This is a genomic window from Pseudomonas sp. R2-7-07 (genome assembly GCF_003852355.1).
Taxonomy (GTDB): Bacteria; Pseudomonadota; Gammaproteobacteria; order Pseudomonadales; family Pseudomonadaceae; genus Aquipseudomonas.
Window position 1 is genome coordinate 3,280,100 of record NZ_CP027759.1, and the last position, 15,442, is coordinate 3,295,541.

Below are 15,442 nucleotides of genomic sequence, written 5' to 3' on the forward strand. Positions count from 1 at the left end.
TTCTGGCGACTAACCTGGCGACTAACTCAATCTCAATTCCCGCGCCAGGAACGGCGCCGTGCGGCTGGTTTTGCTGCTGGCAACTTTTTGCGGCGTACCACTGGCAACCACCTTGCCGCCCGCGTCCCCGGCACCCGGGCCGATGTCGATCACCCAGTCACTCTGCGCCACCACGCGCATCTCATGCTCGACCACCACCACCGTATGCCCCGCCTCGACCAATTGGTTGAGCTGGCTGAGCAAGCGGTCGACATCCCTGGGGTGCAGGCCGGTGGTGGGTTCGTCCAGCACGTACAGCGTGGCGCCCCGCGCATTGCGTTGCAGCTCGGTCGCCAGCTTGATGCGCTGCGCTTCACCGCCCGACAACTCAGTGGCCGGTTGGCCCAGGCGCAGATAGCCCAGGCCGATATCGCGCAGCACCTGCAGAGCGCGCAGCACACCCGGTTGTTCGGCAAATACGTCGACGGCCTGCTCCACCGTCAAGCCTAGCACTTGGGCGATGTTCAAGCCTTGCCATGTGATCGCCAGGGTCTCGGGGTTGTAGCGCGCACCGTGGCAGGTCGGGCATGGCGCATACACGCTGGGCATGAACAGCAATTCGACGCTGACAAAGCCCTCGCCTTCGCAGTTCGGGCAACGGCCCTTGGCCACGTTGAAGGAGAACTGCCCCGCGTCGTAACCGCGCTTCTTCGCGGCAGGCGTGGCGGCGAACAGTTTGCGCACGTTGTCGAACAGCCCGGTATAGGTCGCCAGGTTGGAACGCGGCGTACGGCCGATGGGTTTCTGGTCCACCTGCACCAGACGGCGGATATGCTCCAGCCCGGCGCTGATACGGCCCTCGCTGGCGGACGGCGCAGCGTCTTCCAGGCTGGGCTCTTCGACGTTTTCCAACACGCGCCCGAGGCCGCTGCTGACCAGTTCCAACAGCGCCTGGCTGACCAGGCTGGACTTGCCCGAACCGGAAATCCCGGTCACTGCCGTGAAGCAGCCCAGCGGGAAATCCACCGCAAGATCCTTCAAGTTATTGCGCGTCACGCCTTGCAGCTTCAGCCAGCCGCTGGGTTGACGCCGCGCCGGGTTCGCCGGGCGCGGCTCGGCAAACAGGTATTCGCGGGTCTGCGACGCGGCAATATCCGCCAACCCCGCTGGCGGGCCGCTGTACAGCACTTGCCCACCGTGTTCGCCAGCGGCCGGGCCGACGTCGATCAGCCAGTCGGCGCGGCGCATGGTTTCCAGGTCATGCTCCACCACAAACAGCGAATTGCCGGCCGCTTTCAACCGCGCCAGTGCACTGAACAAAGCCTCGCCGTCAGCCGGATGCAAGCCTGCGGACGGTTCGTCGAGCACGTAGATCACACCGAACAACTGCGAGCCCAGTTGCGTGGCCAGGCGCAAGCGCTGCAACTCTCCGGACGACAGCGTCGGCGTGCTGCGCTCCAGGGCCAGATAGCCCAGCCCCAGCTCGATCAACGTACTCACACGTTCGAGCAGGTCCGCGGCGATGCGTTGGGCGGCCAGGCGTTTTTCCACTGACAACTTCATCTTGTCCTGCCCCGCCGCCACCGGCCGCAGCAACTCGGCCAGGCGGGTCAGGGACAGTTGCGACAACTCACCGATATCCACCCCGGCAAACTTAACCGACAGCGCCGCCTTGGTCAGGCGCTTGCCCTCGCACAACGGGCAGGCACTGCCTTGCATGAACTGCGACACGCGCTTTTTCATCAGCGCACTTTGGGTGTGGGCGAAGGTGTGCAGGATGTAGCGCCGCGCGCCGCTGAAAGTGCCCTGGTAACTGGGCTCCAGCTTGCGTTTCAAGGCATCGCGGGTCTGCGCCGGGGTGAAGCCGGCGTACACCGGTACGGTGGGGGTTTCTTCGGTGAACAGGATCCAGTCGCGCTGTTTTTTCGGCAGGTCGCGCCACGGGATATCCACGTCGTAGCCCAGGGTCACGAGAATGTCGCGCAGGTTTTGCCCCTGCCAGGCCAGCGGCCAGGCTGCCACCGCGCGCTGGCGAATGGTCAGCGACGGGTCGGGCACCATCAGCGCTTCGGTCACTTCATACACGCGGCCCAGGCCATGGCATTGCGGGCATGCGCCCTGGGGCAGGTTCGGCGAAAAGTCCTCGGCATACAGCATCGCCTGCCCCGGCGGGTAACTGCCGGCGCGGGAATACAGCATGCGGATCAGGCTCGACAGAGTGGTCACACTGCCCACCGATGAGCGTGCACTCGGCGTGCCACGCTGCTGTTGCAGGGCCACGGCGGGTGGCAAGCCTTCGATGCTGTCGACATCCGGCACGCCGACCTGGTCGATCAAGCGCCGCGCATAGGGCGCCACCGACTCGAAATAGCGGCGCTGGGCCTCGGCGTAGACGGTGGAAAACGCCAGGGACGATTTGCCGGAACCGGACACGCCCGTGAACACCACCAGGGCGTCCCGGGGAATATCCACATCGACGTTACGCAAGTTGTGTTCGCGGGCGCCGCGCACCCGCACGAAGCCGGTGTGCTGGGCGGTCGGTGCGGGGGTGTTGCGTTGTGAAGTCATGGACAACCTTGTCTGGCGGTGAGAACGCTGCGCACCCGTTGCGTGAGGGCATCGGGACTGTAGGGCTTGCTCAGGAGGTGAATATCAGCGCTCAGCAGATGATTGGAGGAAAGAATGTCGCGGGTGTGGCCGGAGGTGAACAGCACCGGGATCGGCGGCACCTGCTCACGCGCCCAGTTGGCCAGGTCGATGCTCTTGATGCGGCCGGGCATCACCACGTCGGTAAAAATCAATTCCGGCTGCAGGCCGGCCTGCAGCTTAGCCATGGCCTGGTCGCCGTCTTCGGCCGTCAGCACCGTGTAGCCCGATTGTTGCAGCAGCTCCACCACGGCCAGGCGCACGCCTTCATTGTCTTCCACCACCAGGATGGTTTCCTGGCCGGTGCAAGGGCTCTCCTGGCCAATGTCCGGCTCCAGATGCTCCGGTTCCAGGCTGCGCGGGAAATACATCTGCACCACCGAACCTTTGTTTTCCTCGCTCCAGATGTCCACATGCCCGCCGCTTTGCCGGACAAAGCCAAACACCATGCTCAGCCCAAGGCCAGTGCCCTGCCCTTCGCGCTTGGTGGTAAAAAACGGCTCGAACGCACGCTTGAGCACGGTCGGCGGCATTCCAGTGCCCGTGTCGGTGACAGCCAGGCGCACGTACTCGCCGGGCTTGATGCTTTTGCCCGCGCATTCGGCCGGGTTGAGAATGATGTTTTCGCCGGTGATACGAATCACGCCCTCGCCGTGCATAGCATCGCGGGCATTGATCGCCAGGTTGAGCAGCGCGTTTTCCAGCTGGTTGCGGTCGACGTTGATGCACCAGGAATCCTGCGGCAATTGCACGTCGATATGAATGGTTTCGCCCAGCGCGCGTTGCAGCAGTTCACCGAGACCGGCGTAGATACGTTGCGGGTTGTACACCGCCGGCGACAAGGGCTGACGCCGGGCAAACGCCAGCAGTTGCGAGGACAGGGTGGCCCCGCGTTCCACCGCAGCAATCGCGGCAGAAACACGCCGCTGCACCTGCGCGTTGTCCGGCTCATGACGGGCCAGCAGGTGCAGGTTGCCGGCGATCACTTGCAGCAGGTTGTTGAAGTCGTGGGCCACGCCGCCGGTCAGGCCGCCAATCGCTTCCAGCTTCTGCGACTGGCGCAACTGCTCTTCGGCGGCGGAACGCGCCTGCACTTCGGCCGCTACGCGCTGCTCCAGATTGTGGGTCAGCTCCTGGCGCACGCGCTCGGACTGCACCAGTTCAGTGGTCTCAACCACGATCGCCAGCACCCCGGCCGGCTGCTGGTTGTCCCCGGCCACGGGGCTGTAATAGAGGTCCATCCACAAGGTTTCCGGCTTGCCGTTGCGCGACAACACCAGTTCCTTGTTGTTGAACGACAAGGTGCCGCCCGCCAGGCATGTATCCACTACATGCCGGTTGAACTCGGCCACTTCCGGCCACCCCAGTTCCACCGGCGTGCCCAGCAAGTACGGATGGCGTCCACCGGCGAACTTCGAGTAGCTGTCGTTGTAGATCATGTAACCCGCCCGCCCCCACAACATCACCATGGGTACGGGCGAGGCGAGCATCATCTGCACGGTGCAGGCCAGGCTGGTGGACCAGCGATCAATCGGGCCGAGGTCGGTCGTTGACCAGTCAAACCCGCGAATCCGCTGGGCCATTTCACCGGACCAGCCTTCACAGCCGTGGGGGTTGGATAAGAATTGCATGTTCGGGCTCTGGGCAGTGAGAGGACAGTCGCAAGTTTTGGAGCGCAGCGGCGACGGATGGTTTCATCTTGTCCAACTTAGGCCGAAGAAACCACTGGCCTCAGTGAAAATCCCGGCTGCGCACCACAATGCCGTCCAGCAGCGGCGTCAGGTCGGTCAGGCGTCCAGCGATCAAATGCCGCACCTCGCCCACCGCCTCCCAGCGCCCGTCCACCTTGAGCAGGCGCGACCCGACCAGGGCCTGGCGCTGACGTTCGGCCAGGTCGCGCCAGACCACCACATTGAGGTTGCCGAATTCATCTTCCAGGGTGACAAAGGTCACGCCGCTGGCGGTGCCCGGGCGTTGGCGCCCGGTGACCAGGCCGGCGACGCTGACATTGCGCCCATGTTCCACAGTCAGCAGCTCCTGGGAACTGCGACAGCGGCGCCTGCGCAGTTCCGCGCGCAGCAGCGTCAGGGGATGCGGCCCAAGCGTGGTGCCGAGCGTGGCGTAATCGGCGTGCAAGTCCTCGCCGACCGTGGGCTGGGGCAACGCCACCGGTGCTTCATCGGGGCTCGGCAGGCCGACAAACAGGCCCAGTTGCGTGTGCACGCCGGCCACTTCCCAGCGCGCCTGGTGGCGGTTACCGGCTAACCCGCGCAAGGCGCCGGCATCCGCCAGCAGCGCTTGGGCGCGCGCATCCAGACCGGCGCGGGCGTCGAGGTCGGCGATGTCGCTGAAGGCGCGGCGCTGGCGCACGGCCTCGATGCGCCGGCCATCTTCTTCGCGAAACCCGCTGATCATGCGCAGGCCCATGCGGATCGCCGGCTGCTGGCCGTCGATGGGTTCCAGGCTGCAATCCCAGTCACTGGCCTGCACGTCCACCGGGCGGATCTGCAGACGATGGCGGCGCGCGTCCTGCAGGATCTGGTCCGGGCTGTAGAAGCCCATCGGCCAGCTGTTGATCAGCGCGCAGGCAAAGGCCGCCGGCTCATGGCATTTGAGCCAGCTACTGGCGTAGGTCAGCAAGGCAAAACTGGCCGCGTGGGACTCGGGAAAACCATAGCTGCCAAAGCCTTTGATCTGCTCGAAAATCTGCGCGGCAAAGGCTTCGGTGTAGCCGTTTTTCAGCATGCCCTCGCGCAGGCGTTTCTGATGTGGTTCCAGGCCGCCGTGACGTTTCCAGGCGGCCATGGAGCGGCGCAACTGGTCGGCCTCGCCAGGGCTGTAGTCGGCGGCGACCATGGCGATCTGCATCACCTGCTCCTGGAACAAGGGGATGCCCAGGGTGCGCTTCAACACCACTTCCAATGCCGGCGACGGATAGGTTTCTTCCTCCTCTTTATTCCTGCGACGCAAATACGGGTGCACCATGCCGCCCTGGATCGGCCCCGGCCGCACGATGGCGACTTCGATCACCAGGTCATAGAAGGTTTGCGGCTTGAGCCTGGGCAGCATCGACATCTGCGCCCGCGATTCGATCTGGAATACGCCGATGGTGTCGGCCTTGCTGATCATCGCATAGGTGGCCGCATCCTCCTTGGGAATGCCTGCCAGGCTCAAGTCCAGGTTGCGATGGCGGCGCAGCAGATCGAAACAGCGGCGGATCGCGCTGAGCATGCCCAGGGCGAGGATATCCACCTTGAGCAGGCCGACGGCGTCGAGGTCGTCCTTGTCCCACTGAATGATGGTGCGCTCGGCCATGGCGGCGTTCTCCACCGGCACCAGGGTGTCCAGCGGCTGTTCGGAAATCACGAAGCCGCCGGGGTGCTGGGACAAATGCCGAGGAAAGCCGATCAACTGCTGGGTCAGGGTCAATACGCGGCGCAGCAGTGGGCTGTCCGGGTCGAAGCCGCTTTCGCGCAGGCGCTCCAACGGCGGCGCGTCGTCACTCCAACGTCCGCAGCATTCGGCCAATGCGTTGACCTGGTCCGCTGGCAGGCCGAGGGCCTTGGCCACATCCCGCACCGCGCCGGTCGCGTGGTAACTGCTGACCACCGCCGTCAACGCCGCACGCGTGCGGCCATAGCGCTGGAACACGTATTGCAGTACTTCTTCGCGGCGCTCGTGTTCAAAATCCACATCGATATCCGGCGGCTCGTTGCGTTCCCTGGACAGGAAACGTTCGAACAGCACGTTGCTCAGGCTCGGGTTGATTTCGGTGATACCCAGGGCAAAACACACCGCCGAGTTGGCCGCCGAGCCACGGCCCTGGCACAGGATCGAACGGCTGCGGGCAAAGCGCACAATGTCGTGCACCGTGAGGAAATAGCTTTCGTAGCCCAACTCGCTGATCAGCTCCAGCTCGGTGTTGATCTGCTTCAGGGTTTTGGCATCGATGCCGTCGGGCCAGCGCTGGTCGATGCCTTCCTTAGTGAGGGTGCGCAGCCAGGATTCGGCGTCATGGCCTGCGGGCACCAGCTCGCGTGGGTAGTGGTAACGCAACTGGCCGAGGTCGAAGCTGCAGCGCCGCGCGATGACGAGGGTTTCATCGAGCAAGGCTTGCGGGTACAGCGCGGCCAGGGCGTCGAGACTGCGCAGGTGCCGCTCGCCATTGGAATGCAAATGCAGGCCGGCTTCGGCCACCGGTACGTGATGGCGGATGGCGGTCATGGTGTCTTGCAGGGCGCGGCGCCCGCGCGCATGCATGTGCACATCACCGCAGGCGACGGCCGGGATTTTCAGGCTGGCCGCCAGCTGCAGGCGTTGCTCCAGATGGCGTGCATCGTCCTGCCCGCAGTGCAAGTGCACCGCCAGCCACAGGCGCTCGGCGAAGGTACGGCGCAGCCACTGGATGCTGGCCTGGGTGTCGCTGTCCTGCGCCACCCACAGCGCCAGCAGGCCGGGCAGCGGTTGTTCGAAGTCTTCCTGCAGCAGGCGATAGTTGCCCTTTTCGGCGCGGCGGCGGGCCAGGGTGATCAACCGGCACAGGTGCTGGTAACCGCTCAGGTTTTCCACCAGCAGCACCAGTTTCGGCCCGTTCTCGATGCGCACTTCGCTGCCGATAATCAGCGGCAACTCCAGCGCCTTCGCCGCCTGCCAGGCACGCACGATACCCGACAGGGTGCATTCGTCGGTGATCGCCAGGGCACTGTAGCCTTGGCGTTTAGCCCGCTCGAAGAGTTCCAGCGCGCTGGAGGCACCGCGCTGGAAGCTGAAGTTGGTCAGGCAATGCAGCTCGGCGTACTTCATGCCTGCCCCGCCCCTGTAGGAGCGAGCTTGCTCGCGAAGGGGGTTAACGATAACGCGGGACACCAGAATGAATGCGGTGCCCTGGAGTTTTTCGCGAGCAAGCTCGCTCCTACAGAGGGTGGCGACCTATGGGCTTTCATGCGAACCAGCCTTGCAGCCACAGGCCATCCTGTTGCCCCACCGTGCGGTAGGCCCAGCCTTGCTGGCCGGCGCGGGTCTGGATGAGGTAATAGTCGCGGCGAATATCGGCGCCATCCCACCAGCCGGATTCGATGCGCTCCGGGCCCATCAGGATCTGTACGCCCTGCTCGGCCAGCAAGGTCGGTTGGTTCAACAACCAGCCAGGGCGCCGGACCTTGCTCAAGCTCGGGCATGGGTGGTTGTCGACGGCGGCTTGCCAGGCGCATTCAGGGCGATGGTCGGCGTGAAAACGCAGACCCTGCACCGCCTCATCGCCCAGGCGCGCGCGCAGGCGTTCGCGCAACTGCTCCCAGGGCAGGGACTGTTGCGGGCGGTCGTCGAACAGGTCCTGGCGCTGCGGCACGAATACCGGCAAGTCCTGGGCCACCAGGCGAAACCCGCGCACCGGTGCAGTGACTTGCACCTGCTCCAATCGCCCCCGGGCCAGTTCGAACAGCATCGAAGGCTCGCGCTCGGCGCTCAGCAGGCCGACCTTGATCACACTGTCCGCTGCCTGAGCATGTTCCAGGTGCAGGTCGAAACGCTGCACGCCGCTGTCTCGCCCGCACAGGAAGGCGGACAGGTCGGCGGTCAACCGGCGCAAGGGAAACAGCAGCGCCTGGTGGGATTGCACATCGAAATTCAACTCGATGCGTACATCGAACTGGTCCGGCGGCTGATAGAAACCCAGGGCCAACGGCCGCTGCCCGCTCAGGGCGTCGAGTTGCTTGAGCAGACTGGCGTCAAAGCGCCGCGCCAGGGTGTGCCGGGGCAGCGCTTGCACTTGGGCCAACGTGCGCAGGCCCATGCGCGACAACGCGGTGGCGGCCTGCGGATCAATCCCGGCGCGGTCGACCGGCAGCGGCGCCAGGGCCTGCATCAAGGCGCTGTCGTCGGCCACCGCCAGGCCATCGTAACGGTTGGCCAACACCCGTGCCGCCGCCGGGTTGGGCGCGGCAACGATGCGGTGACGGAAGCCCAGCTCGGTCAACTCTTTGCGCAAACGCGCCTCGAACTGCGGCCAGGGCCCGAACAGGCCCAGGCTCGACTCGATCTCGAACAGCAAGGCGCGTGGGTAATACACGCTGACCTGGGAACTGAAGCGGTAGGCCCAGGCGGCGAGAAACTGCTGCCAGCGCTCGATTTCCAGCGGGTCGTACTCGGCACAGGCGAAGGTCTTGGCCAGCGCATGCGCCGCCGTCAGCGACTGGCCGGGGCGCAACCCCAGGGCGCGGGCGGCGGCATTGACGGTTTGCAGCACGCGCCGCTGCGGCGTACCGGCCAGCAGTGCCAGCGGTTGGTCGGGCTCGGGATGGGCCCGCAGCACCCCGTCCAGCGCCAATTGCGGGAAGACAATACAGACCCAGCGCATGGCAACCTCAATGCCCCGCCAGGGCAATCGGCGCCGGGTGGGCCAGGCCGCCCCGGCATTTGAGCACGCGCACTTGCGCAGGCCTTGCCTCGACCGCCAGGCGCAAGGCGGCCGGCGATGGGTTGATCGCTTCACTCAAGGCGCGCCAGGCAAACGCCAGGGTCTGCCCGGTTTCGGCGGCCACCTGCAAACGGCGCAAGGCACGGTCATCAGCCTTGCGCGGCCAGCACAACACCGCGCCACAACTGCCGGAGCGCAGGCATTGCTCCACCGCCCACAGCGCGTCACGCTCCTGGGCCTGGATCACCGCGAGCTGGCCCACATCCACCCCGGCGTTCTGCCAGGCATGGGGATACGGCGTGTAGGGCGGTGCCACCAGCACAATACGTTCGCCCATCGCCGACAAGCGCGCCAGGGTTGGCAGCACCAGTTGCAGCTCGCCCACACCGTCCTTGGCCATCAGGATTTCACTCAAGGCCGCCTCCGGCCAGCCGCCGCTGGGCAGCACCGCATCCAGCGCCGCAAGCCCGGTGGGATGCACACTGGCCGGTGGCGCGGCGGGCCGGCCCTTCCAGACTCGCCCGCCATTGAACAGCGAGTCCAGGGCAACCACGGCGCCCATCAGCCTTGCCTCACCAGGCCGCAGAACACCCCTTCGATGGCCAGGTCCTGATCGGCCCCGACCACGATGGGTTGATACGCCGGGTTGCGCGGCAGCAGGCGCACCTTGTCGCCATGGCGCTCGAAACGCTTGATGGTGACTTCACCGTCCAGGCGCGCCACCACAATTTGCCCGTTCAAGGCCTCGGCACTGCGCCGCACGCCCACCAGGTCGCCATCGAGAATGCCGTCTTCGATCATCGAATCGCCCTGCACGCGCAGCAGGTAGTCCGGGGTCCTGGCGAAGGTGGCGGGGTCGAGCTGCAGGCGATTGTGCACTTCGGCATCCGCGCCGATGGGCAGGCCTGCGGCTACACGGCCGAGCACCGGGATGTCCAGCCATTCCGGGCGCGGCGGTTGGTTGAGCAGGCGAATACCCCGGGCCTGGTTGGGGTTGACCTCGATAAAGCCGGCTTCGGTCAGGGCCACCACATGCTTGCGGGCGACGCTGCGCGAGGCAAAGCCGAACGCCTCGGCGATCTCGGCGAGGCTCGGGGGCTGACCTTGCTGCGCGATGCGCTCGCGGATGAAGGTCAGGATGGCGGTACGGCGGGGGGTCAGGGTCGTCATGGAGTACATTTGTACTCTTGTGGGAAATTTCTGACAATAGCCGTCAGTCGGGGCTGGGGATTGACTTGGAAATCAGAAGCAAAGCACGCCGACCTTGAGCAAACTCGGTCCAAATGTGGGAGGGGGCTTGCCCCCGATGTCGCAGTGTCAGTCATGCACTTTTAACTGACCCACCGCTATCGGGGCATAGGTATCTACACAACTTTGTAGCAGCCTACGGTAACCACGATGCGAAGCGAGTCGCTCTTGATCTTGATCTCAGGCGCCCCGTTAAACCACGCTGGCCGGTCGACAGTGATTGGGGGCCCGCCGTCAGGGCCGAACCCTAAGCCGCCGTTACCGTAGCAACGGATATGTACTCGCTCTTATCCAACATCCTGGTCGGCTGACAGGCCGCCATCGGGGGCAAGCCCCCTCCCACATTTGGAACGCGGGGCATCAGTTAGAGAGGCTTCGGCTCCCGAGCCGCCACAGGTTCGTCAGTCGGCAGTTATCCCTCCCACCTTTTGATCTTCATGCTTGATCGAGCTACCACCGCTCTTTCAACATTCGCAGTTCCAAATGCTGCAGCAGCATGATGGTCTTGCCATCCACGATTTCCCCACTGGCCACCATCTCCAGCGCCTGCTCGAACCCCAGCTCCAGCACTTCGATATCCTCGCCCTCCTCCGCCAGGCCGCCGCCAGCCCCAACCCGGTCGCCCGGTTGGTATTCACCAATAAAAAAGTGAATCCGCTCGGTCACCGACCCCGGGCTCATGAACGCCGCATAGATTTTCTCGACATGCCCCACGCGGTAGCCGGTTTCTTCCTCGGCCTCCAGGCGAATGCGCTCTTCGGGGCTGGCGTTGTCAAGCAACCCGGCCGCCGCTTCGATCAGGTAGCCGGCGTAATCGTTGACAAACGTGGGCATGCGGAACTGGCGGATCAGCAGCACCGTGCGCTGCTCGCGGTTGTACAACAGGATGGTCGCACCGTTGCCCCGATCGTACACCTCGCGGGTCTGGGCTTGCCAACTGCCGTCACGGCGGCGCAGCTCGAAGCTGTATTTCTTCAGGAGGTACCAGTTGTCCGAAAGGGTTTCTTCGGCGGTGATGCGCACGGGGCTGTTGTCCATGGTCGGGCCTTTGCTCAAAGAAACGGAGCATCGCGTGCAGGTCATGCAGCGTCAAGCCGGTCGCCCCGCTGCATCGCTGCAACACTTTGCAAGCAATCCTGGGTCACGGCCGTCGCATTAATTTCTCCCCCGCCCGGGCCATCTGGTACAACCCGTGCTTCGCCCTTTGTAATGGAACCTTCATGTCATCTCGTTCTATGCCCCGCCGGGGCCTGCGCTGGCTGGCGCTGCTGTGCATGGCCGTGTTGATCGTCGGCCTGCCGGTGGGCTGCGCCGTGCTGCAACACAAGGAGCGCGAGCTGGTGTTTCGTATCGAGCCGGGCACCGCAGGCTGGTACACCGGGCTGCCCAATGCCGTCCAGGAGTTCGATATCAAGCCCGCCGCCTTCAAAGCCGGCCAGAATATCCACGGCTGGTGGTACCCGGCCGCGCAGAAAGATGCGCCCGCCATCCTCTACCTGCACGGCGTACGCTGGAACCTCACCGGCCAGCTGTTTCGCATCGAACAATTGCACGCCATGGGCTTTTCGGTGTTGGCCATCGACTATCGCGGTTTTGGCAAAAGCCAGGGCGACCTGCCTTCGGAAACCACGGTGTATGAAGATGCACGCATCGCCTGGGAGCGCTTCCAGACCTTGCAACCCGACCCCGGCAAACGCCTGCTCTACGGGCATTCCCTGGGTGGCGCAGTGGCCATCGACCTCGCCGCAGAGTTGAGTAAGCAGGTACCGCTGCCGGTGCGCGGGCTGGTGATCGAATCCACGTTCACTTCCCTGGGAGATGTTGCCACGGCGGTTGCCAATACCTCGTTGCCGGTACGCTGGTTGCTCTCGCAGAAATTCGATTCCATCGACAAGATGGCCGATATTCATATGCCCTTGCTGGTGGTGCATGGCCTCGATGACCGCTACGTGCCACCGCGTTTCAGCCAGCAATTATTTGAAGCCGCCCAGGAGCCCAAGCGGCTGTTACTGGTGCCGGGTGCCAGTCATAACAACAGCATGAGCCTGGCCGGGCGCGACTATGGCCAAGCGCTGCACAAGCTGATGCAAACGAGCATGCCTTCACCGCTGGTCACGCACTCCACAGGCCGCGTGGGCGACTCATAAATGCGCTTTTCGGCACTGGGTTCGCTCAGGCCTGTCAAGCGCAAACCCTGGCCATATTGGCCCACATTGAAAGTTGATCAAATATTGACCGCAGGTTAAATCGCCAACGCTGCCGGGCCCTTGCAAAGTTATCCACAGAGATACCCACGGTTTTCGTGGACAACTCTTTTTACTTTTTCAGGTTTTTTTTTCGCATCACGCGCTGTCAGGAAACGTGCCAGGCAGCAAGATCTCGCGATTCACCTCGCGTATATCGTTATAGCCACACAGTGCCATCGACACATCCAACTCACGGGCGATGATCTCGAGCGCTTTTGTCACGCCCGCTTCGCCCATCGCCCCCAAGCCATACAGGTGCGGGCGCCCGATCATGGTGCCCTTGGCGCCCAGCGCCATGGCCTTGAGTACATCCTGGCCGGAGCGGATACCCCCGTCGAGCCACACTTCAATCCGCTTGCCCACCGCCTCGACAATCGCCGGCAGCTGGCTGATGCTCGACGGCGCGCCATCCAGCTGGCGGCCGCCGTGGTTGCTGACCACCAACGCATCGGCGCCGGTATTGGCCGCCAGGCGCGCGTCCTCCACATCGAGGATGCCCTTGATGATCAGCTTGCCGCCCCAGCACTTCTTGATCCACTCCACATCGTCCCAGCTCAGGCGCGGGTCGAACTGCTGGGCGGTCCACGCCGACAGCGAACTCATATCGGCCACCCCCGTCACATGCCCGACGATATTGCCGAAGCCCCGTCGCTGGGTGCCCAGCATGCCCATCACCCAGCGCGGCTTGGTCATCATGTTGAGGATGTTCGGCAGGGTCAGCCTGGGCGGTGCGGACAGGCCGTTGATCAGGTCCTTGTGGCGCTGCCCGAGGATCTGCAGGTCCAGCGTCAACACCAACGCATCAACGCCAGCCGCCTTGGCCCGCTCGATCAAACGCTCGATAAACCCACGGTCGCGCATCACATACAACTGGAACCAGAAGGGCTGGCCGACGTGCTCAGCGATGTCTTCCAGCGAACAGATGCTCATGGTCGACAAGGTATAGCGCAGGCCAAACGCCGCAGCGGCGCGGGCGGTGAGAATCTCACCATCGGCGTGCTGCATGCCCGCCAGGCCGGTGGGTGCCAGGGCTACCGGCATGGCCATGTCCTGGCCAATCATGCTGGCGCGAATCGAACGTTCATCGATATTGCGTGCCACGCGCTGACGGAATTTGATCCGGGCAAAGTCGCTTTCATTGGCCCGGTAGGTGCTCTCAGTCCAGGAGCCGGAATCGGCGTAGTCGTAGAACATCCGCGGGACACGTTTTTGCGCAAGCTTGCGTAAGTCTTCGATGGTTGTGATCAACGACATCGGGTCACCTCTCCCTGAACTGTGAACAGACTGAACTGAGAACAGACTGCACTGAAAACAAAGAGTACCCGGCCCTCGCCCAGCTAACCAGCCGTTGCGTTTATAAGCCTTGCCGAGTGTCGAGGTGCGGGTAGACGTCGAGCAGGTCGAGGGCATCGGCGACCGCATGGCCGCTGGCGGTATTGTCGAAAATGCACCAGGTGGGAATGCCCTCTTCAATCGACTGGCGCAGCAACCGCGCATACGCCTGCACCCGCTCGTGCCCATAGGCGCTGTGATAAATCCGCGGCGAGCCATGCAGACGCCAATAACCCACGCCGTGCCAGGCATCACCGGCAGCGATCACCGCAGGGTCGGCGCTGACCCAACCGATTTCGAGCGACTGCAACAAAGTTCCGGCCGCGAGCCAACTGGCATGGCGCGGTTCCAGCACCACGGTACCGGCAAACCGTTGGCGCAGCGCCTCGAAAAAAGCGCCGGCAACCAACGGCTCATACCTCAGGGACGGCGGCAGCTGCACCAACAGGCACCCCAGCTTCTCGTCCAGTTGCAGGCATTGCGCGAGAAACTCGTCCAAGGCGGTGCCACACTGCTGCAAGCGCAGTTCGTGGGTGATCCGCTTGGGCACCTTGACTGAAAAACGGAAACCCGCAGGCACCGACTCACGCCAACGCTCATAGGTTTTTGCCAGGTGAGGTCGGTAAAACGAACTGTTGATTTCCACCGCGTTGAAACGCGAGGCATAGCGTTGTAAATGCGTGCCCTGCTCAGCGAACGCCGGCCAATGCTCGCGGGGCAAGCTCCAGCCGGCGCAGCCCACATACAGAGGTGCTGTCAAAACAACACAGTGGCGGCATCGCGCATGAAAATCTCGATGGTCTTGGGGCCGACACCCTCGAACTCACCCAAGCGTTTTTCGAACGCCTGGCGGTTATCGCTGGCCTCGAGCATGCGGGTGATCTTGCCGCTGTACTCGGCGTTGAGCTTCGCGCTCAGGTCCAACAGGCGTTGCGCCGTGGTTTCGTCGTAGCGCACGTAATGCGCGCGCCCCAACATCGCCACCAGCTCCCGCGATGTGCAGTGCTGCAATTTGCGCGGCGTGTCGCGGCCCTCCTCTTCAACGATCACCTTGTAGGCTTGCGCGGCAATGGGCGCCTGAATGCGCTTGCCCATCAGGAAACTGGCGATAAACCACTTGAACAGGCCGGTGTCATCGCCGGGCTTGAGCGCGATGCCCAACTCGGCCGCGCTGATGGAACGGGCCATGCTCACTGCCCCTTGCTGAGCTTCTCGTTGATCGCATCCGTCTGGCGCTCGAGGTCCTTGATCGAGGTCGGCGTCACGACTTTGTCGATGGTTTCGGTCTTGGGGTTCGGACGTTCCAGGGTTTGCCCCTTGGCGCCGTCGGCATGGCCTTTTTGCGCGTCTTCGGAACTGATGGGTGCGGGGGTTTTATCGGCGGGCGTGTGATCGGTCACAGTGCTATCTCCTGGCAATGGCAGGCCACCCACAGCGGCGGCCCTATGCAGCAGAACCTTGGAAATTTGGATTAGTTCAAGGAAATTGCCCGCTTGGCCGCTGGGTCAATTCACGCAAAAAAAATTTAAACCTTTTGCACAGGGCGCGGCTCAACACTGATGTAACGGCATCACGC

12 protein-coding genes are annotated in these 15,442 nt (G+C 63.8%); 1 reads left to right on the top strand and 11 read right to left on the bottom strand.

The window, feature by feature from the left end; all coding sequences use genetic code 11:
• Positions 1-21: 21 nt before the first annotated feature.
• The 7 genes from uvrA to C4J86_RS14955 all read right to left on the bottom strand — a co-directional run bounded on the left by uvrA (position 22) and on the right by C4J86_RS14955 (position 11,326).
• Positions 22-2,547: an excinuclease ABC subunit UvrA gene (gene uvrA / locus C4J86_RS14915; protein WP_124370968.1), complete on the bottom strand. Its 2,526-nt coding sequence runs from the start codon at positions 2,545-2,547 to the stop codon at positions 22-24.
• The gene (locus C4J86_RS14920) at positions 2,544-4,256 is read right to left on the bottom strand and encodes an ATP-binding protein (protein ID WP_124370969.1); all 1,713 of its coding nucleotides are present in this window, start codon (positions 4,254-4,256) and stop codon (positions 2,544-2,546) included. The genes uvrA and C4J86_RS14920 overlap by 4 nt, the downstream gene beginning before the upstream one ends.
• 100 nt (positions 4,257-4,356) lie before the next feature.
• Positions 4,357-7,428, bottom strand: coding sequence for an error-prone DNA polymerase (locus tag C4J86_RS14925; protein ID WP_124370970.1), 3,072 nt, complete (start codon positions 7,426-7,428; stop codon positions 4,357-4,359).
• A 136-nt stretch (positions 7,429-7,564) separates the two neighbouring features.
• On the bottom strand, positions 7,565-8,980 hold the full coding sequence (locus tag C4J86_RS14935; RefSeq protein ID WP_124370972.1) for a DNA polymerase Y family protein: 1,416 nt from the start codon (positions 8,978-8,980) through the stop codon (positions 7,565-7,567).
• Between the two features lie 7 nt (positions 8,981-8,987).
• Complete coding sequence (imuA, locus tag C4J86_RS14940; protein WP_124370973.1) at positions 8,988-9,602, bottom strand: translesion DNA synthesis-associated protein ImuA; 615 nt, start codon at positions 9,600-9,602, stop codon at positions 8,988-8,990.
• Positions 9,602-10,219, bottom strand: coding sequence for a transcriptional repressor LexA (gene lexA / locus C4J86_RS14945; protein ID WP_124370974.1), 618 nt, complete (start codon positions 10,217-10,219; stop codon positions 9,602-9,604). Before lexA ends, imuA begins: the two co-directional genes overlap by 1 nt.
• A 519-nt stretch (positions 10,220-10,738) precedes the next feature.
• Positions 10,739-11,326, bottom strand: coding sequence for an NUDIX domain-containing protein (locus C4J86_RS14955; RefSeq protein ID WP_124367319.1), 588 nt, complete (start codon positions 11,324-11,326; stop codon positions 10,739-10,741).
• 182 nt (positions 11,327-11,508) lie between these two features.
• Here C4J86_RS14955 and C4J86_RS14960 point away from each other — a divergent pair, with 182 nt between their 5' ends.
• Entirely contained in the window at positions 11,509-12,435 is a 927-nt protein-coding gene (locus C4J86_RS14960) for an alpha/beta hydrolase (RefSeq protein ID WP_124363182.1), read from the top strand.
• A gap of 195 nt (positions 12,436-12,630) precedes the next feature.
• Here C4J86_RS14960 and C4J86_RS14965 read toward each other — a convergent pair whose 3' ends face one another.
• The 4 genes from C4J86_RS14965 to C4J86_RS14980 form a co-directional block, all read right to left on the bottom strand.
• The gene (locus C4J86_RS14965; protein ID WP_124370976.1) at positions 12,631-13,788 is read right to left on the bottom strand and encodes an alpha-hydroxy acid oxidase; all 1,158 of its coding nucleotides are present in this window, start codon (positions 13,786-13,788) and stop codon (positions 12,631-12,633) included.
• Between the two features lie 100 nt (positions 13,789-13,888).
• A complete protein-coding gene (locus C4J86_RS14970) occupies positions 13,889-14,626 on the bottom strand; it encodes a DUF72 domain-containing protein (RefSeq protein WP_124370977.1) in 738 nt (245 codons plus the stop codon).
• Positions 14,623-15,054, bottom strand: coding sequence for a DNA methylase (locus tag C4J86_RS14975; protein ID WP_124370978.1), 432 nt, complete (start codon positions 15,052-15,054; stop codon positions 14,623-14,625). Before C4J86_RS14975 ends, C4J86_RS14970 begins: the two co-directional genes overlap by 4 nt.
• Positions 15,055-15,056: 2 nt before the next feature.
• Entirely contained in the window at positions 15,057-15,266 is a 210-nt protein-coding gene (locus tag C4J86_RS14980; protein ID WP_124370979.1) for a hypothetical protein, read from the bottom strand.
• Between the last annotated feature and the right edge of the window lie 176 nt (positions 15,267-15,442).